This window comes from Duganella hordei (assembly GCF_040369125.1).
Classification (GTDB): Bacteria; Pseudomonadota; Gammaproteobacteria; order Burkholderiales; family Burkholderiaceae_D; genus Rugamonas; species Rugamonas hordei.
Genome location: NZ_BPWI01000006.1, coordinates 137,618 through 154,892 on the forward strand (window position 1 = coordinate 137,618; position 17,275 = coordinate 154,892).

Here is a 17,275-nt window from a genome sequence, read left to right on the forward strand (position 1 = left end):
TGATGTCAAAGAAAAACGCAAAAAACGTCGTCGTCATCGGTACCCAATGGGGCGATGAAGGCAAGGGCAAGATCGTCGACTGGTTGACCGATCATGCACAAGGTGTGGTTCGCTTCCAGGGCGGCCACAATGCCGGCCATACGCTGGTCATCGGCGGCGTCAAGACCGCGCTGCAGCTGATCCCGTCGGGCATCATGCGTCCAGGCGTGGCCTGCTACATCGGGAACGGTGTGGTGGTGTCGGTGCCGGACGTGCTGCGCGAAATCGACAAGCTGGAAAAAGTCGGCGTCGAAGTCGCGTCGCGCCTGAAGGTGTCGGACGCCGCCCCGGTGATCCTGCCTTACCACTCGGCGCTGGACCTGGCCCGTGAAGCCGCCCGCGGCGAAGCCAAGATCGGCACCACCGGCAAGGGCATCGGCCCGGCCTATGAAGACAAGGTGGCGCGCCGCGCGATCCGTGTCGCCGACCTGCTCAACGAGAAGCGCTTCGCCGAGAAGCTGGCCGAGAACCTCGACTACCACAACTTCGTGCTGGAGCACTACCTGAAGGCGCCGCGCATCGAATACCAGAAGACCCTGGACGACGCGCTGGCCTACGTGCCGCGCCTGCGCCCGATGGTCACCGACGTCTCGAGCGCGCTGTACGCCGCGCACAAGGCCGGCGCCAACCTGCTGTTCGAAGGCGCGCAGGGCTCGCTGCTGGACGTCGACCACGGCACCTATCCGTTCGTCACCTCGTCGAACTGCGTGGCCGGCAATGCCGCCGCCGGCGCCGGCGTCGGTCCGAACATGCTGCACTACATCATGGGCATCACCAAGGCCTACACCACTCGCGTCGGCTCCGGCCCGTTCCCTTCGGAACTGCCTACCGATGCCGGCGTGGGCCACCACTTGGCGCAGGTCGGCCACGAGTTCGGCACCGTGACGGGCCGCGCCCGCCGCTGCGGCTGGTTCGACGCCGCGCTGCTGCGCCGCTCGGTCCAGATCAACGGCGTGACCGGTATGTGCCTGACCAAGCTCGACGTGCTGGACGGCCTGGAAACGCTGAAGCTGTGCACCGGCTACACCATCGACGGCGTGGCCGTGGACATCTTCCCGTCCGGCGCCGAAGAGGCCGCCCGCTGCGTGCCGGTGTACGAGGAAATGCCGGGCTGGACCGAAAGCACCGTCGGCGCCAAGTCGCTGGCCGCGCTGCCGGCCACCGCCCGCGCCTACATCAAGCGCATCGAAGAGCTGGTCGGCGTGCCGATCGACATGGTATCGACCGGTCCGGATCGCGAAGAGACGATCGTGCTGCGCCACCCATTCGAGTAATAAGGAATTAAGCAATGACGACCCCACAATCGAACGAAAAACACCTCTGGGTCTCCTGGGACGAATACCACCGCCTGATCGAGCGCCTGGCGCTCAAGGTGCATGAATCGGGCTGGAAATTCGACCAGGTGCTGTGCCTGGCGCGCGGCGGCGTGCGTCCGGGCGACGTGTTCTCGCGCATTTTCGACGTGCCGCTGGCGATCCTGTCGACCAGCTCCTACCGCGCCGACAAGGGCACCGTGCAGGGCGACTTGGACATCGCCAAATACATGACGATGACCAAGGGCCCGCTGGCCGGCCGCATCCTGCTGGTCGACGATCTGGCCGACTCGGGCGTCACGCTGATGAAGGTGATCGATCACCTGAAGTCCAACTTCGACGGCGTGACGGAAGTGAAGACCGCGGTGATCTGGACCAAGGGCAGCTCGGCGTTCAAGCCGGATTACCAGATGGAAGAATTGCCGCACAACCCATGGATCCACCAGCCGTTCGAAGACTACGACGGCCTCCGTCCGCACCAGCTGGCGGCCTGGATCAAGAAGGGCGAGACCGGCGGCTGATGCGCTGTAAGTGGCTCCCTTACTGGGTTCCCGCAGTTTGTAGCAAAAAAACGACCTTCGGGTCGTTTTTTTATTGGCAATTACATTCAGGAAACTATAGTTGCATTAATTATCTGCGAAGTGTCGAAAAAGAAATATAATTTCCATATTGTATGTTATGATTGCTCCAAGTAAGGAAATGGCAGCAAAGCAGACATCCTGCGGCTTGCCTTTTAGGGCCGTAGTTGGTTAAAACATTTAATAAGGAAATATTAATGAAACTGAAAAACTTTGCTGCTGCGACTATTTGCGTTGCCGCCGGCGTCTTCGCGGCTCCTGCGATGGCAGGCACCGTCACTTATGACATCACCGCGTTCACCAGCACCCCAACCAATATCGCATCGCTGCTGGATATCAAGCAATTCGACAGCACGCTGGGCGCGCTGTCCAGCATCGAGATCGAGTACAGCTCGGTGGTGTACGGTCAACTGCTGGCCAGTAACGCCAACACCCGCCTCGACAAAACCGTCAACGGCACACTGGGCGCAACGATGACCCTGACCGGCCCTGGCAGCTTGCTTCTGGGGTCCACCAGCGGCACGGTGTTTTCCGGCACCGGCACCGCGCACAAGGCCACCCTGCTGACCTCGATCCTGGACGGTGAAAAGAACCTGTCGACCGACGTGCAACTGGACAGCGGCTCGTTCGAGCTGTTTACCGGCACCGGCAACGTGCAGGCGAATTTCTCGCTGATCGCCGACGGCACCAAGTCGGGCGGTACGGGCGTGCTCACCAAGTTCTCCACCACGGCTTCGGGTATCGGGCATGTCACCTATACCTACACCGTCGCGGCGCCGGTACCTGAACCGGAAACCTACGGCATGATGCTGCTGGGCTTGGGCGTAATTGCCTTTGTAGCCAAGCGTAAATCGCGCGCAGCCTGAGCCACGTCACCATCACGATTGCGGATAACCTATGAAAAACCTGACCACCACTATCTTCGCCACCGCGGCCCTGACCTTCGCGCTGGGCGCCAGCGCAGCCACCGTACAACTGCCGACGATCACCACCGCGACTGCGTATGACGTCGAATACAACGCCGGCGACCTGAGCTTCGGCAAGTTCAATCCAGCGCTGGGCAATCTGACCTCGGTACAGTTCGAACTGTTCAATACGGTCAACGGTTCGATCTATGTTTCCAACGATGCCTTGTCCGGCGCGCCAGCGACCTTCACGGTCACCACCGGCGGTCAACTGGACAGCGTAGTGGGCGGCGGTACGCTGAGTACCCCGGCGACCACCACCAAGGTGTTCACCCTGGCGGCAGGCACCGATTCGACGCTGACGCTGGATCCTTGGACCACCACCAATTCCGTGACCATCAACTCGGCTGGACAACTGGGTGCCTTCACCGGCCCAGGCACCTACCATGCGCTGCTCAGTGGTTGGTCGTCGGACAGCCTGTCGGGGACCGGCAATGCCAGCTACTTCACCAACATCACGATGGACGGCTACGCAAAGGTCACCTACACCTACACCACGCTGCCGGTACCGGAGCCGGAAACCTACGCCATGCTGCTGGCCGGCCTGGGCCTGGTGGGCGCCATCGCCCGCCGCCGCAAATCGGCATAAGCTGAATCCGGTGGTACACTGCAAACGGGAGCTTCGGCTCCCGTTTTTCTTTTGACCCGATACTTTCCATGACCCAGAACTTCTTCCAGACCTTCATCCTGCTGCTGCTGGTGACCGACCCCTTCGGTAACGTGCCGCTGTTCGCCAGCGTGCTCAATCCGGTGCCGGTGGCGCGCCGCTCCCGCATCGTCATCCGCGAGTGCGCCATCGCCTTCGTGCTGCTGCTGGTGTTCATGTTCTTCGGCCGCCACTTCCTGACCGCGTTGCAGCTGTCGGAAGTGTCGCTGCGCATTGGCGGCAGCGTGATCCTGCTGCTGATCTCGATCCGCATGATCTTCCCGCACCCTGACGGCGTGTTGGGCCGCACCGAAGGCGGCGAGCCGTTCATCGTGCCGCTGGCGATTCCGGCGCTGGCCGGTCCGTCGGCGCTGGCCACGGTGCTGCTGTTCTCGCGCGAGAGCACCGGCGAGGTGCTGGTGCACGTGGCCGCGCTGGCGGCGGTCGGCGTGGTGTGGCTGGCGGTGTTCCTCAGCGCCGAGAAGCTGCAGAAGGTGCTCGGCCCGCAGGTGATGACCGCCTTCGAACGGCTGATGGGCCTGATCCTGACCGCGATGTCGGTCGAGATGCTGCTTGGCGGCATACGCGAGTTCGTCAAGACCCTTTAAGGTTTTGCCGCAGCGGCGGCGGCAGGGCGGGCGCGTAAGTCGGCCGCCACGGCGTCGAGCAGGCGGTAGGCGCGGGCGCGGTCGTTCTCGCCTTCGGCCGGCAGCACCGGCAAGTCCGGCTTGACGCCGGCCACTTCGTTGCCGTCGTCGGCCCGCAGCCGCACGCAGTTCGGCACGCGGTAGCGCAGGCGGGAGCGGGGCAGTTCCACCGGCGGCACGTCCGCCATGAAGCCGCAGCCGTCGCCCGCCGTCGCCCGGCCCACAGTGCGGGCGCCGACCGCATCGTGCATCAGCGCGGCGAACATCTCGGCCGACGATGCCGTGCCGCTGTCGGTCAGCACATATGCCGGCCCGTTCCAGGCGCCGCGCAAGCCATCGACGCCGGCGGCCCAGTAGATGCTGGAGGCGATAGTCTGGTTGCCGAACGACTTGGGCGGCAGGTAGGCCGCCTGGCCGCTGGCGTAGCCGGCGTCGATCAACCGGCTGCAGCCCTGCGGCTGCCAGGGCCGCTGCTCGGTCCACACCCACGACAGGTCGCAGTGCCGCGCGGCGATGCCGGCCTTGCGCGCTTCAAACGCGGCGATCGATTGTTCCAGCATGGCCCGCGCTTCCGGCGTGGCGTCCTTTTCCTTTTGCGCCGCGCGCAACTGCGCCAGTTGCTCGTCAAAATACTGCGCGGCCAGCGGCGCGGCGCTCATCATCAGCCGGGCGGAATGGACGTCGTTCGCGGTGAACAGGCGGGCGGCCCAGTCGCCGGTGTCGTTGCCGCCCGAGTTGCCGCCGACGTCGACAATCACGGCCGCCACCTTTTGCTCGCGGAAGTGGCGCAGCTGCGCCGCCAGCGTTTGCATCCAGGCCGCGCTGGCGGCGCTGCGCACCGGCGCCACGTCGGCCTCGCTCATGGCGCCATCCGCCTGACGTTCGCCCCAGGCTTCTATGCAGGAGTTGGGCGACGAATCCTGCTCGCGGAAGCGCGCGATGCGCACGATGCCGAGGCGCGTGCCGTCCGGCGCCGTGACGACGCCGGCGCGGAAGGCGCGCGCCAGGCCGTCGGCTTCCAGCACGGTGCCGGGCAGGCTCTCAAACGGCAGCGAGAAGGCCACGCTGCGGAACGGCGCGTAGCCGAGCGCCGCGCAGGCCTGCATCGCGCCCAGCTTCGAGTAATCGACCGCCGGCAGCGTCAGCGGCCGGGCGATCTTCGGCTGCAACGCGCCGCCGGCGGGGGAGAAGTGGCCGTCATGAAAACCACCGACGAAAGCGGTCAGCGCCGCCTTGGCCATGTCGTCGTCCTCGGCGGTTTCCAGCAGGCGGCGGGTGCGCTTGTCGATCGCCGGCAGATTCAGTCCGCCCTGCGGCGACGCGAACCAGGCCAGGTTGGCGTAGCGCTGCTCCAGTGCCGTTTTCAAAAACGCATAGTCGTCCAGCCAGGACTGGCGGTCGAAGGCGCTGGCGGCGCCCGTTGCAAGCAGCAGGGCGGCGGCGATCAGTGGTTTCATCTGGACAGAAAGGTACTGTTGAGAAAAAGACTTTACAACACAACAGTAAGGCGCGTAGACTTTATTTTTATGGCATGTAACCGGTTACATTTCGCTTGAATCGTCACCGGTTTTATTTTCGATAGCAATGTAACCGGTTACATTTTTCTGAAAGCAACAAATGGCGATCACGATCAAGGATGTGGCACAGGAAGCGGGGGTCTCGGTGGCCTCGGTGTCGCGCGCGCTCAACGGCCATGCCAGCATCACCGACGACACCCGCAAGCACATCCTGGCGGTGGTCAAGCGCATGCGCTACATGCCGCACGTCGGCGCGCGCAGCCTGACCACCAGCTTCACCAACACCATCGGCGTGCTGCTGCCCGACCTGTACGGCGAATTCTTCTCGGAGATGATACGCGGCATAGACGGCGCCGCTCGCCGCCGCGGCCTGCACCTGATGGTCTCCAGCCTGCACGGCGACGCCGACGAGGCGGCGCTGGCGATCCGGGCCATGCGCGGCCGCGTCGACGGCCTGCTGGTGATGTCGCCGCACGTCGATGCGGCCTTCCTGTCCGATAACCTGCCGGAAGACCTGCCCATCGTGCTGATGAACACCGTCGCCGGCGGCACCCAGTATCCGTCGATCTCGGTCGACAACTACAGCGCCGCCTACGCCATGGTGGCCCACCTGGCGGCGCGCGGCTACCGCGAGATCGCCTTCCTGGCCGGCCCGTCCGGCAACTTCGAGGCGCAGGAGCGTTTGCGCGGCTACCGCGTTGCACTGGCCGAGCTGGCGCCGGGCGCCACGGCGCAAGTGTACGAGGGCGACTTCTCCGAGCAGTCCGGCCAGGCCGTAGGCCAGGCACTGCTGGCGATGGAGGCGGCGCGCCGTCCGCACGCGCTGTTCGCCGCCAACGACATGATGGCCATCGGCGCGCTGCTGGCGCTCAAGCAGGGCGGCCTGCAGCTGCCTCAGGACATGGCGCTGGCCGGCTTCGATGATATTCCGATCGCGCGCTACGTCAGCCCGGCGCTGACCACCGTGCGCGTGCCGATCGCCGACCTGGGCGTGCAGGCGCTGGAAAACCTGGTGGCCCGTATCGGCCAACCGGGCAGCCTGCCGTCGGCCACCGTGCAGACACTGGGCGCCGAACTGGTGGCGCGCGCTTCGACGGGAGAATCCACACCCTCATAACTTGCAGTTCCGCTTTTGCTTCATGCCCTAGATGTACACAACAAAAATCAGGAGACAAACATGAAAACACCACCACGGCAATTGCCGGCATTACGCTTGTCCGTCATGGCAGCCTCGCTGGCCGCCGCCTTGCTGACGGCGCCATACGCCGGCGCGCAACTGAGCAGCGCCACCATCCAGGGCCAGGTCACGGCCAGCAACGCGGCACCGTCGGCCGGTACGCCGGTCAGCGCCACCAACCAGTTGAACGGTTATGTCTATCGCACCACCACCCGCGCGGACGGCAGCTATGTGCTGAGCGGCGTGGCCCCCGGCACCTACCAGATCAACGTTGGCGAGCAGAAGGCGGAGCTGGTCACCGTCAGCGTCGGCCAGACCAGCCAGGTCAACCTGGCGCTGCAAGGCGGCGTGCAGCAGGTGGTCATCACCGGTTCGGCCACGCGGCGCGACGTCGCCGGCTCCGAGGTCGGCACCTCGGTCTCGCGCGAGCAGATCGAGAAGCTGCCGCAGGTGACGCGCAACTTCCTGTCCTTCGCCGACCTGGCGCCCGGCGTGCGCTTCAACGTCGACGGCAGCGGCAACGTCAAGGTGCAGAGCGGCGCGCAGAACCAGGACAACGTCAACGTCTTCATCGACGGCGTCAGCCAGAAGAACAACATCCTGCGCGGCGGCGTGTCGGGCATCGATTCCAGCCGCGGCAATCCGTTCCCGCAATCGGCGGTGGCCGAGTACAAGGTGATCGCGCAGAACTACAAGGCGGAATTCGACCAGGTGTCGAGCGCCGCGATCACGGCCGTCACCAAGTCCGGCGGCAACCAGCTGCATGGCGACGTGTTCTGGGATCACACCGGCACCAACCTGACCGCGCTCGATCCGTTCCAGAAGGAAGCGCAGCGCCAGGGCATCGGCCGGCCGGCGTCGTCGCAGGACCAGTACGGCGTGACGCTGGGCGGTCCGATCAAGCAGGACGTGGCGCACTTCTTCTTCGCGTATGAAGGCAAGAAGATCGACAGCCCGCGCCAGGTGCTGGCACAGCGCACCGACCTGCTGCCCAACGCCGGCATCGTGCCGTCGCTGCTGGCGCAGCAGGGTTCGTCGGTGTCGTCGTTCAAGGAAAACCTGTTCCTGCTGAAGGTGGACGCGCAGGTCGACCGCGACCAGCGCATCGAGGCGACCGCGCGCATCCGCCGCGAGACGGACCTGATCCCGGAGGATGCGAAGCTGAGCGTGGCGGAGAATGTCCTCAACCGCAGCAACGACGAGGACCGCTTCGACTTCAAACATGAATGGAGCAACGACCGCTGGCTCAACGAGGCGCGGCTGGGCTACGAAAAATACAGCTGGAATCCGCACTCGAACGCCAACAAGCCGTACATCCGCTACCAGGTCTCGCCGAGCAACACCGACAACAACGTGGTCGACGTGCTGATCACCGGCGGTTCGCCGAACAACCAGTTCCGCGAACAAAGCGGCACGCTGCTGCAGGACGACCTGACCTACACCGGCAAGGCCGGCCACACGATGAAGGGTGGCGTCAAGGTCAAGCACATCAGCTACGACTTGTCGGGCACCGCGCGCACGGTCGACCAGATCTACGAGCGCATCGACACCGTGACCGGCCTGCCGAGCATCATCCGCACCGATCCGGCGATTCCCGCCAGCGGCGTCAACTTCGCCAACAACCAGTATGGCGTCTACTTCCAGGACGACTGGCAGGCCAGCGACAAGCTGCTGCTGAATCTCGGCCTGCGCTACGACTACGAAGACAATATGCTGAACGACAGCTATGCCACGCCGGCCGACCGCGTCGCCATCTTCGACAAGCAGGATCCGCGCGACGGTGCGCCGGCGGGGCAGACCTATGCGCAGTCGCTGGCCAAGGGCGGCATCAACATCAAGGACTACATCAGCACCGGCAGCAACCGCAAGCCGTTCAAGAACGCGTGGGCGCCGCGGCTGGGGCTGTCCTACGACATCAAGGGCGATCTCTCCTCGGTACTGTTCGCGGGCTGGGGCCGTGCCTACGACCGCACCATCGCCAACCACGCGCTGGACGAATCGCAGAAGAACGCGCAGCCCGGCGGCGAGATCTGGATGATCAAGAGCGACCACAAGATGGCGTACACCGACCAGTTCAGCTTCGGCCTGCGCCAGGCGCTGGGCATCTGGAACGGCGAGGCGGGCTACACCAACTCGCGCAGCCATAATCAGTTCAACTGGTTCGGCGGCAACCGCGATCCCAAGGGTGGCTGGGGCAACGCCAGCCCGATCGATCCGCTGTGGGGTTCCGTTCCCGGTTTCAGCACGCTGATCCTGGGCGACTTCATCACCGAAGCGAAGACCGATTCGGCCTACCTGAAGATGGACAAGCCATACTCCAAGGCTTCCACATGGAGCCTGGGCGCGACCTATACCTACAGCCGCGGCGAGACCACCAACAAGGAATGGACCAACGATATCTTCAACTGGACCTACGGCCGCTTCGCCGGCGCCTGGAATCCGTCGACCGACGTCGAGCGCCATCGCCTGGTGGTGGCCGGCGTGAGCGATGGCTGGCTGCCATGGGGCTTGATGTTGTCCGGGAAGCTGACCCTGGGTTCCGGCCTGCCGTACCGTATCACCGACTGCTCGAAAGGCTTCGACCATTGCGTGTCCGCCAAGGGCAACGGCGACGCCTTCCATCAGATCGATGTCGGCTTGTCGAAGGAAGTCGGTTTCCGCTTCGGCAAGGTATCGCTGCGGGCGGACGTGCTCAATCTGTTCAACAGCATCAACTACGGCGGCTACGACGGCTGGGGTGGTGGCCCGGGCAATCCGCAGAACCGCCTCGGCGGCGACAACAAGAACCTGGGTACGCCGAATTCGGTCGGCGGCCCGATGCGCACTGTGAAGTTCAGTGCCCGCTATGCGTTCTGAGGTAACGATCTTGACGATGCCACGTACCTCGCGCGCCGTTGCCAGCCTTGCCTTCGCGGTAGCGGCGCTGTGCAACGGCGCCGCCGTCGCTCGCGACACGGCGCTGCCGCCGCTGTTCGACCAGCTCGAACAGCGGACCTTCAACTTCTTCTGGGAGACCGCCAATCCCGCAAACGGGTTGGTGCCGGACCGCTATCCCACGCCATCGTTTTCCAGCGTGGCGGCGGTCGGCTTCGGCCTGACCGCCTACCCGGTCGGCGTGGAACGCGGCTACATCACGCGCCAGCAGGCGCGCGACCGCGTGCTGACGACGCTGCGCTTCTTCCGCAACGCGCCGCAAGGCGGCGCGAAGGGAACGGGCACCAGCGGCCACAAGGGTTTCTTCTATCACTTCCTCGACATGAAGACGGGGCTGCGCTACAACGACAAGGTTGAGTTGTCGACCGTGGACACGGCGCTGTTCCTGGCCGGCGCCTTGTTCTGCCAGTCCTACTTCGACGGCGACGACGCCTCTGAAAAGGAAATCCGCAAGCTGGCCGCGGAAATCTACGAGCGCGTCGACTGGACCTGGGCGCAGGCGCGCAAGCCGTCCATCGCGCTGGGATGGCATCCCGAGTCCGGCTTCATCGGCTACGACTGGAAGGGTTACAACGAGGCGATGCTGATCTACGTGCTGGCGCTTGGCTCGCCGTCGCACCCGGTACAGCCGGACGCCTGGAAGGCATGGACCAGCAACTACGCCAAAAGCCTGGAAGGCAAGGGCGACAAGGAACACCTGGGCTTCCCGTCGATGTTCATCCACCAGTACAGCCATGTATGGATAGACTTCCGCAATATCCGCGACGCCTACATGCGCGAGCGCGGCTACGACTATTTTGAAAACAGCCGCCGCGCCACCTATGCGCAGCAGTCGTACGCCATCGCCAATCCGCTGGCCTGCAAGGGCTATGGCGCCAATGTCTGGGGCATCACCGCCAGCGACGGCCCGGTCGACCAGGTGCTGGACTACGGCGGCTCGAAACTGCCGTTCCGTACCTACGCCGCGCGCGGCATCGGCGGCCTGACGACCTACGACGACTGCACGCTGGCGCCGACCGCGGTCGCCGCGTCGCTGCCGTTCGCGCCGGAGATCGTCATTCCCGCCGTGCTGGAGATGAAGCAGCGCTACGGCGATTTCATCTACGGCCAGTACGGCTTCCTCGATGCATTCAACCCCAGCTTCACCTACGACATCCAGGTGTCGCAGGGGCGCGTGGTGGCGGGCAAGGGCTGGGTCGACAGCGACTATCTCGGCATCGACCAGGGACCGATCATCGCCATGACGGAAAACTATCGCAGCGATTTGATCTGGCGCGTTATGCGCGGCAATCCGGCGATCCGGCGCGGCCTTGAGCGCGCAGGCTTCACCGGCGGCTGGCTGGCCAAATGACGCGACGCGCCTTCTCCGCCTTGGCTCTGCTGGTGCTGGCCGGCGCCACGCTGCTGTCTTCCTGCGCGCCGCGCCAGGAGCAGGGCGTGGTGCTGAAATTCTGGGCCATGGGGCGCGAAGGCGAGGTGGTCACCGCGCTGATGTCGGAGTTCGAACGCACGCATCCCGGCGTGCGCGTCGAGGTGCAGCAGCTGCCGTGGACCGCCGCCCACGAAAAGCTGCTGACGGCTTTCGCCGGCGACGTCATGCCGGATATTTTCCAGCTCGGGAATACCTGGGTGCCGGAGTTCAAGGCGATCGGCGCGCTGCAGTCGCTGGACGCACCCGTCGCGGCCTCGCAACTGGTAACGCCGTCCGATTACTTCCCCGGCATCTGGGACACCAACATGGTGGACGGCAAGCTGTGGGGCGTGCCGTGGTATGTCGATACGCGGGTGATGTTCTACCGCCGCGACATGCTGGCACGCGCCGGCTACGCCAAGCCGCCGCAGACGTGGGCCGAGTGGATGAAAGCGATGAGCGCGATCAAGCGCATCGTCGGTCCGGACAACTACGCCATCCTGCTGCCCAGCGACGAATTCGAGCCGCTGCTGGCGTTGGCCTTGCAGCAGGACGAACCGTTGTTGCGCGACGGCGGTCGTTACGGCAATTTCCGCAGCGCCGGATTCCAGCGCAGCCTGCAGCTTTATGCCGACATGTATGCGCAGAAGCTGGCGCCTTTGAACCGCATCACCAATGTTTATCATGAATTCGGCATGGGCTATGTCTCCTTTTACATCTCCGGTCCGTGGAATATGGGCGAGTTCAAACGCCGCCTGCCTGCGGAGCAGCAGGACAGCTGGATGACGGCCATCCTGCCCGGCCCTTCCGGCCCCGCCGCGTCGATTGCCGGCGGTTCCAGCCTGGTGCTGGCGGCGGCGTCGAAGCACCAGCGCGAAGCCTGGCAGCTGATCGAATACCTGTCGCGCACCGAAACCATGGCGCGCTTCCACGAATTGACCGGCGATCTGCCGCCGCGCCGCAGCAACTGGACCTTGCCCCGCCTGGCGAACGACGCTTATGCCAATGCCTTCGGCCAGCAGCTCGAACGCGTCAAGCCCGCGCCCAAGGTACCGGAGTGGGAGCAGATCGCCACCGAAATGCGGCTGGTCGCCGAACGTGTGACGCATAACGAACTGACGGTCGCGCAAGCCGCCGCCGAGCTGGACGCCAAGGCCGATCACATCCTCGAAAAGCGCCGCTGGATGCTGGCGCGGAAGGAGGGGCGATGAATTCCCAACGCGCCGCATGGTGCTTCGCCGGGCCGGCGCTGCTGGTCATCAGCGTGTTCTTCTTCCTGCCGGTGCTGGCCGCACTGGCCATGAGCCTGACCGACTTCGATATCTACGCGCTGGCCAACCTGGACAACCTGCGCTTCGTGGGGCTGCGCAATTACGTCCAGCTGCTGCAAACGCCGCTGTTCTGGCAGGCACTGGGCAACACGTTGTATTTCGTCGTGGCCGGCGTACCGCTGTCGATTGCGGCTTCATTGGGCGCTGCGTTGCTGCTGCATTCGCGGCTGACGCGCTTCAAGGGCTTGTTCCGCACGGCGTTCTTCGCGCCGGTAGTGACCTCGCTGGTGGCGGTGGCGGTGATCTGGCGCTACCTGCTGCACACGCGCTACGGCATGATCAACTACGGGCTGGGCGAACTGGGTATCTCGCCGGTAGACTGGCTCAACGATCCGCACTGGGCGATGCCGGCGATTATCCTGTTCGCGCTGTGGAAGAACTTCGGCTACAACATGATCATTTTCCTCGCCGGGCTGCAAAGCATACCGGACGACCTGTACGAGGCGGCTGGTCTCGATGGTGCCGGCGTGTGGTCGCAGTTCCGCTATATCACCTGGCCGATGCTGGGGCCTACGCTGCTGATGGTCAGCATCTTAAGCATGTCCGGCTACTTCCAGCTGTTCGCGGAGCCGTATGTGATGACGCAGGGCGGGCCGGTGCAAAGCACGGTCAGCGTGTTGTACTTCATGTATGAGCAGGGATTCAAGTGGTGGAACCTGGGTGCCGCGTCGGCGGTGGCTTTCGTGCTGTTCGCGATCATGTTCTGCGTCACGCTGCTGCAGCTGCGCTTTGCCAGGGGAGGCGAGGTATGAGCCTCTTGCACAACAAGCCGCGCGCGTTGCTGCTCAATGGCCTGATGCTGGGCGCCGGCATACTGACCTTGTTCCCGCTGCTGTGGATGCTGTCGGTGTCGCTGATGGCGCCGGGCGAATCAAGTTCGTTCCCGCTGCCGCTGGTGCCGCGTTCGGCCACGCTGCACAATTACCGCGAGTTGTTCAGCCATGCCGGCATCGGCCAGTACTTGCTCAACAGTGTGCTGCTGTCGTGCGCGGCCACGCTGCTGTCGCTGCTGTTCAATGTCAGCGCCGGCTATGCGTTCGCCAAGCTGCGCTTCCAGGGCCGCGACCGCATCTTCAAGGTGATGCTGGGCGCGCTGGTGATTCCAAGCCAGGTGGCGATGCTGCCGCTGTTCCTGCTTTTGAAGTACATGGGACTGGTGAACAGCTACGGCGCCGTGCTGGTGCCGGCGATGGCGGGTATCTTCGGCATCTTCCTGGTGCGCCAGTATGCGCTGACGATACCGGACGCCTTGCTGGAGGCGGCGCGCATGGATGGCGCCAGCGAGTTCCAGATATTCCGCATCATCGTGCTGCCGCTGTTGACGCCTATCCTCGTCACGCTGGGCATCTTCACCTTCCTCGGCACCTGGAACGATTTCATGTGGCCGCTGATCGTGTTGACCGACAAGGACTTGTACACGCTGCCGGTGGCGCTTGCATCGCTCTCGCGAGAGCATGTGCAGGACAACGAGTTGATGATGGCCGGATCGGTGTTGACCATCCTGCCGGTGCTGCTGTTGTTCCTCGGCCTGCAGCGCTACTACATCCAGGGCTTGCTGGTGGGGAGCGTCAAGGGATGAAGGCGATACGCACATTGCTTGCATTGCTTGCCGTCGTCGCACTGGCTGCGGGCGCACAGGAAAACGTCCGCACGCTGGACGATTTTTCCAACGTCGACCTGTGGCAGGCGCAAGCCTCCGACGGCGTGCAGTCGCACGCCAGTGCCGCCGATGGCGGACTGCGCCTGGGCTTCGACTTTGCCGGCAAGGGAGGCTACGCCTTCGTGCGCCGCAGCCTGCCGCTGGACCTGCCGGACAATTACGAGATCTCGTTCTACGTGCGTGCCGATGCGCCGGCCAATCACTTCGAGTTCAAGTTGACCGATGCCAGCGGCGACAACGTCTGGTGGTTCCAGCAGCAGAACTATGTCTTTCCCAAGCAGTGGCAGCTGGTGCGCATCAAGAAGCGTCAGATACTGTTCGCCTGGGGACCAGCCAAGGACCACAACCTGAGACACGCCGACAAGATCGAGTTCGTCGTCAGCGCCGGCAGCGGCGGTGGCAGCGGCGCGATCTACGTCCGCGACCTGGCGATACGCGCGTTGCCGCCGGCGCCGGCTGTCTGGCCTGCGGCCAAGGCAAGCGCCTCCAGCGCCGTGCCATCGCATGGCGCCGGTTGGGCCCTGGACGGCGACGCGTCTACCGCGTGGATTAGCAAGCCCGCTGCCGGCAAGCCTCAACAACTGGTGATCGATCTCGGTGTCGAGCGCGAGTTCGGCGGACTGATACTGCATTGGCAAGGCCGCCGCCATGCGCAAACCTATGATGTCGAGTTGTCCGCCGATGGCCGGCAATGGCAGATAGTCCGCCGCGTCAGCGTGGGCAACGGCGGCGACGATCCGCTGCGGTTACCCGAATCGGAAGCGCGCTATATTCGTCTGATGTTGCGAGATGGTCCCGGCGCCGCCGCCGGCTACGCCTTGGCCGAGGTGGAATTGAAAGACCTGGCTTTCGGCGCCACGTCGAATCAGTTTATCGCGGCGGTGGCGCAGACGGCGCCGCGCGGCCTGTACCCGCGAGGCTTCTCCGGCCAGCAGACATATTGGACGCTGGTCGGCGTCGATGGCGGCGGCGACCACAGTGCCTTGATCTCCGAGGATGGCGCGCTGGAGGCGAAGCAGGGGGGCTTTTCGCTGGAGCCTTTTGTGCAGGATGGCGGCAAGCTGCTTGGTTGGGCCGATGTTCAAGTCAGCCAAAGCCTACGCGATGGCTACCTGCCGGTACCGACGGTGCTGTGGTGCCATCCATCGTGGACACTGAGCGTGACGGCTGCGGCGGCGGGCACACCGGCATCGTCGCAACTGCTGGCGCGCTATGAGTTGACGAACCTCACCGCAGCAAGCAAGAAGTTGAAGTTGGTGCTGGCTGTGCGGCCCTTCCAGGTCAACGCGCCGCGCCAGTTCCTCAACACGCCCGGCGGCTTTAGCGCGATCAATGACCTGCGGTGGGATGGCAAAGCGCTTGTCGTCAACAACGATGCCAAGGTTTATCCGCTGCAGCCGCCGGCAAGCGTAGCGATCGCCGCATTCGACGCGGGCCTGCTGCCACAGCCGGCGCACCGCGCCGCTCATCCGCCGGCGATACACGACGATACCGGCATGGCCTCCGGCGCGCTGACCTACGAGATCACCTTGCCGCCGCGCGGCAGCGTGGTGCTGGGCGCCATCCTGCCGATGGCCGGTACCGCCTTGCCGAGCGTTCCACGCACCGCCGCATGGAGCACCAGCGAGCAGGACAAGGTCGCCGCCGAATGGCGCGAGAAACTGAATCAAGTCACGCTGAACGTACCGCCGCAGGGGCAGCACATGGCCGACACGCTGCGATCTTCCCTGGCTCACATCCTGATGACGCGCGAAGGCGCGGCGCTGCAGCCGGGAACACGCTCCTACCGCCGCTCATGGATACGCGATGGCGCCATGATGTCGGAAGCGTTGCTGCGCCTGGGCCAGCCGTCCATCTCCGCCGATTACCTGCACTGGTATGCGCCGTACCAGTTCGATAACGGTAAAGTTCCATGCTGCGTCGACCGGCGCGGCGCCGATCCGGTACCGGAGAACGATAGCCACGGAGAGTTGATCTTCCTGGCCGCCGAACTCTATCGTTACACGCGGGACAAGGACGCGCTGGCCGCCGCCTGGCCGCGCATCGACGCCGCTGCCCGTTACATGGAGACGCTGCGCCAGTCCGAGCGCCGCACCGCGAGCCCGGTGTTGTTCGGCCTGATGCCCGCATCGATCAGCCATGAAGGCTACTCCGAAAAACCGATGCACTCCTATTGGGACGATTTCTGGGCTCTGCGCGGCTACAAGGATGCGGCCGACATGGCAGCCGTGCTGGGCGACACCATCGCCGCTCAACGTCTTGCAACCCAGCGCGACGAGTTCCGCCACGACCTGTATGCATCGCTGGATGCCAGCACCAGGGCGCATGGCATCAGCTACCTGCCCGGCGCGGCGGAGTTGGGCGACTTCGACCCGACCTCGTCGACCATCGCGCTGACGCCCGGCGGCGAACAGCAGCACATCCCGTCAGCGCTGCTGCAATCGACCTACGAAAAATACTGGGACTTCTTCCGCGCCCGCCGCGACGGCAGCAAGGCCTGGGACGACTACACGCCCTATGAGCTGCGCAACGTCAGCGCCTTCATCCGGCTGGGTTGGCGCGAGCGTGCGGCGGAGCTGCTGGACTATTTTTACGCCGACCAGCGTCCGCGCGCCTGGAACCAATGGGCTGAAGTGGTCGGCCGCGATGCCCGCCAGCCGCGCTTCCTCGGCGACATGCCGCATGGCTGGATCTCGTCGGACTACATCCGCGCGGCACTCGACTCGTTCGCTTATGAGCGCGAAGCCGATCACGCTCTGCTGCTGGGTGAGGGCGTGCCGACGGCCTGGTTGCCGGGCGCCGGCATCGGCCTGCATGGCCTGCGTACGCCATATGGACCGCTCAGCTACTCGCTGGCGGCGCAGGGCACGAAGCTGACGCTGCGCGTAGACGCCATGCCGCGCATGCCGCCCGGCGGCGTTATTTACACCTGGCCGTGGTCCGGCGTGCCGGGCGTCGCGCGTCTCAACGGCCAAGCAGTGAACTGGCAGGGCCGCCATATCACGATTACCAGTCTTCCAGCGGTCTTGCAGATCGATGGCGCACCGTTTTAACTTC

13 protein-coding genes are annotated in these 17,275 nt (G+C 64.6%); 12 read left to right on the forward strand and 1 reads right to left on the reverse strand.

All coding sequences use genetic code 11. The annotated features are described in order from the left end of the window. Positions 1–2 precede the first annotated feature (2 nt). The 5 genes from ABWW33_RS15980 to ABWW33_RS16000 all read left to right on the forward strand — a co-directional run bounded on the left by ABWW33_RS15980 (position 3) and on the right by ABWW33_RS16000 (position 4,149). Positions 3–1,313 (forward strand): adenylosuccinate synthase, encoded by a 1,311-nt coding sequence (locus tag ABWW33_RS15980; RefSeq protein ID WP_176651945.1) that lies wholly within the window; start codon positions 3–5, stop codon positions 1,311–1,313. A 14-nt stretch (positions 1,314–1,327) separates the two neighbouring features. Next, entirely contained in the window at positions 1,328–1,873 is a 546-nt protein-coding gene (locus ABWW33_RS15985; RefSeq protein ID WP_353402816.1) for a phosphoribosyltransferase, read from the forward strand. 254 nt (positions 1,874–2,127) lie between these two features. Further along, the gene (locus ABWW33_RS15990) at positions 2,128–2,796 is read left to right on the forward strand and encodes a choice-of-anchor E domain-containing protein (protein ID WP_353402818.1); all 669 of its coding nucleotides are present in this window, start codon (positions 2,128–2,130) and stop codon (positions 2,794–2,796) included. Between the two features lie 31 nt (positions 2,797–2,827). Then, positions 2,828–3,484 (forward strand): choice-of-anchor E domain-containing protein, encoded by a 657-nt coding sequence (locus ABWW33_RS15995; protein ID WP_353402820.1) that lies wholly within the window; start codon positions 2,828–2,830, stop codon positions 3,482–3,484. 68 nt (positions 3,485–3,552) lie between these two features. Then, the gene (locus ABWW33_RS16000) at positions 3,553–4,149 is read left to right on the forward strand and encodes a MarC family protein (RefSeq protein ID WP_070268658.1); all 597 of its coding nucleotides are present in this window, start codon (positions 3,553–3,555) and stop codon (positions 4,147–4,149) included. Here the strand turns inward: ABWW33_RS16000 and ABWW33_RS16005 are convergent. Then, positions 4,146–5,645: a S41 family peptidase gene (locus ABWW33_RS16005; protein WP_353402822.1), complete on the reverse strand. Its 1,500-nt coding sequence runs from the start codon at positions 5,643–5,645 to the stop codon at positions 4,146–4,148. The two genes, ABWW33_RS16000 and ABWW33_RS16005, sit on opposite strands and share 4 nt — an antisense overlap. Before the next feature lie 160 nt (positions 5,646–5,805). Here ABWW33_RS16005 and ABWW33_RS16010 point away from each other — a divergent pair, with 160 nt between their 5' ends. The 7 genes from ABWW33_RS16010 to ABWW33_RS16040 are packed head-to-tail and all read left to right on the forward strand — an operon-like array spanning position 5,806 to position 17,271. Continuing rightward, complete coding sequence (locus ABWW33_RS16010) at positions 5,806–6,822, forward strand: LacI family DNA-binding transcriptional regulator (RefSeq protein WP_353402824.1); 1,017 nt, start codon at positions 5,806–5,808, stop codon at positions 6,820–6,822. Positions 6,823–6,882: 60 nt separating this feature from the next. Beyond that, a complete protein-coding gene (locus tag ABWW33_RS16015; RefSeq protein WP_353402825.1) occupies positions 6,883–9,738 on the forward strand; it encodes a TonB-dependent receptor in 2,856 nt (951 codons plus the stop codon). 16 nt (positions 9,739–9,754) lie between these two features. Continuing rightward, positions 9,755–11,167, forward strand: a complete 1,413-nt coding sequence (locus ABWW33_RS16020; RefSeq protein ID WP_353402974.1) for a glucoamylase family protein — start codon at positions 9,755–9,757, stop codon at positions 11,165–11,167. Then, positions 11,164–12,438, forward strand: a complete 1,275-nt coding sequence (locus tag ABWW33_RS16025; protein WP_353402826.1) for a sugar ABC transporter substrate-binding protein — start codon at positions 11,164–11,166, stop codon at positions 12,436–12,438. The genes ABWW33_RS16020 and ABWW33_RS16025 overlap by 4 nt, the downstream gene beginning before the upstream one ends. Continuing rightward, positions 12,435–13,310, forward strand: a complete 876-nt coding sequence (locus tag ABWW33_RS16030) for a carbohydrate ABC transporter permease (RefSeq protein WP_176651936.1) — start codon at positions 12,435–12,437, stop codon at positions 13,308–13,310. The genes ABWW33_RS16025 and ABWW33_RS16030 overlap by 4 nt, the downstream gene beginning before the upstream one ends. Then, on the forward strand, positions 13,307–14,137 hold the full coding sequence (locus ABWW33_RS16035; RefSeq protein WP_353402827.1) for a carbohydrate ABC transporter permease: 831 nt from the start codon (positions 13,307–13,309) through the stop codon (positions 14,135–14,137). Before ABWW33_RS16030 ends, ABWW33_RS16035 begins: the two co-directional genes overlap by 4 nt. Further along, positions 14,134–17,271, forward strand: a complete 3,138-nt coding sequence (locus ABWW33_RS16040; protein WP_353402828.1) for a discoidin domain-containing protein — start codon at positions 14,134–14,136, stop codon at positions 17,269–17,271. Before ABWW33_RS16035 ends, ABWW33_RS16040 begins: the two co-directional genes overlap by 4 nt. Positions 17,272–17,275: the final 4 nt, after the last annotated feature.

Coding starts and splice junctions, on each gene's coding strand:
- ABWW33_RS15980 (WP_176651945.1), top strand. CDS start 3: ATGTCAAAGAAAAACGCAAAAAACGTCGTCGTCATCGGTACCCAATGG.
- ABWW33_RS15985 (WP_353402816.1), top strand. CDS start 1,328: ATGACGACCCCACAATCGAACGAAAAACACCTCTGGGTCTCCTGGGAC.
- ABWW33_RS15990 (WP_353402818.1), top strand. CDS start 2,128: ATGAAACTGAAAAACTTTGCTGCTGCGACTATTTGCGTTGCCGCCGGC.
- ABWW33_RS15995 (WP_353402820.1), top strand. CDS start 2,828: ATGAAAAACCTGACCACCACTATCTTCGCCACCGCGGCCCTGACCTTC.
- ABWW33_RS16000 (WP_070268658.1), top strand. CDS start 3,553: ATGACCCAGAACTTCTTCCAGACCTTCATCCTGCTGCTGCTGGTGACC.
- ABWW33_RS16005 (WP_353402822.1), bottom strand. CDS start 5,645: ATGAAACCACTGATCGCCGCCGCCCTGCTGCTTGCAACGGGCGCCGCC.
- ABWW33_RS16010 (WP_353402824.1), top strand. CDS start 5,806: ATGGCGATCACGATCAAGGATGTGGCACAGGAAGCGGGGGTCTCGGTG.
- ABWW33_RS16015 (WP_353402825.1), top strand. CDS start 6,883: ATGAAAACACCACCACGGCAATTGCCGGCATTACGCTTGTCCGTCATG.
- ABWW33_RS16020 (WP_353402974.1), top strand. CDS start 9,755: ATGCCACGTACCTCGCGCGCCGTTGCCAGCCTTGCCTTCGCGGTAGCG.
- ABWW33_RS16025 (WP_353402826.1), top strand. CDS start 11,164: ATGACGCGACGCGCCTTCTCCGCCTTGGCTCTGCTGGTGCTGGCCGGC.
- ABWW33_RS16030 (WP_176651936.1), top strand. CDS start 12,435: ATGAATTCCCAACGCGCCGCATGGTGCTTCGCCGGGCCGGCGCTGCTG.
- ABWW33_RS16035 (WP_353402827.1), top strand. CDS start 13,307: ATGAGCCTCTTGCACAACAAGCCGCGCGCGTTGCTGCTCAATGGCCTG.
- ABWW33_RS16040 (WP_353402828.1), top strand. CDS start 14,134: ATGAAGGCGATACGCACATTGCTTGCATTGCTTGCCGTCGTCGCACTG.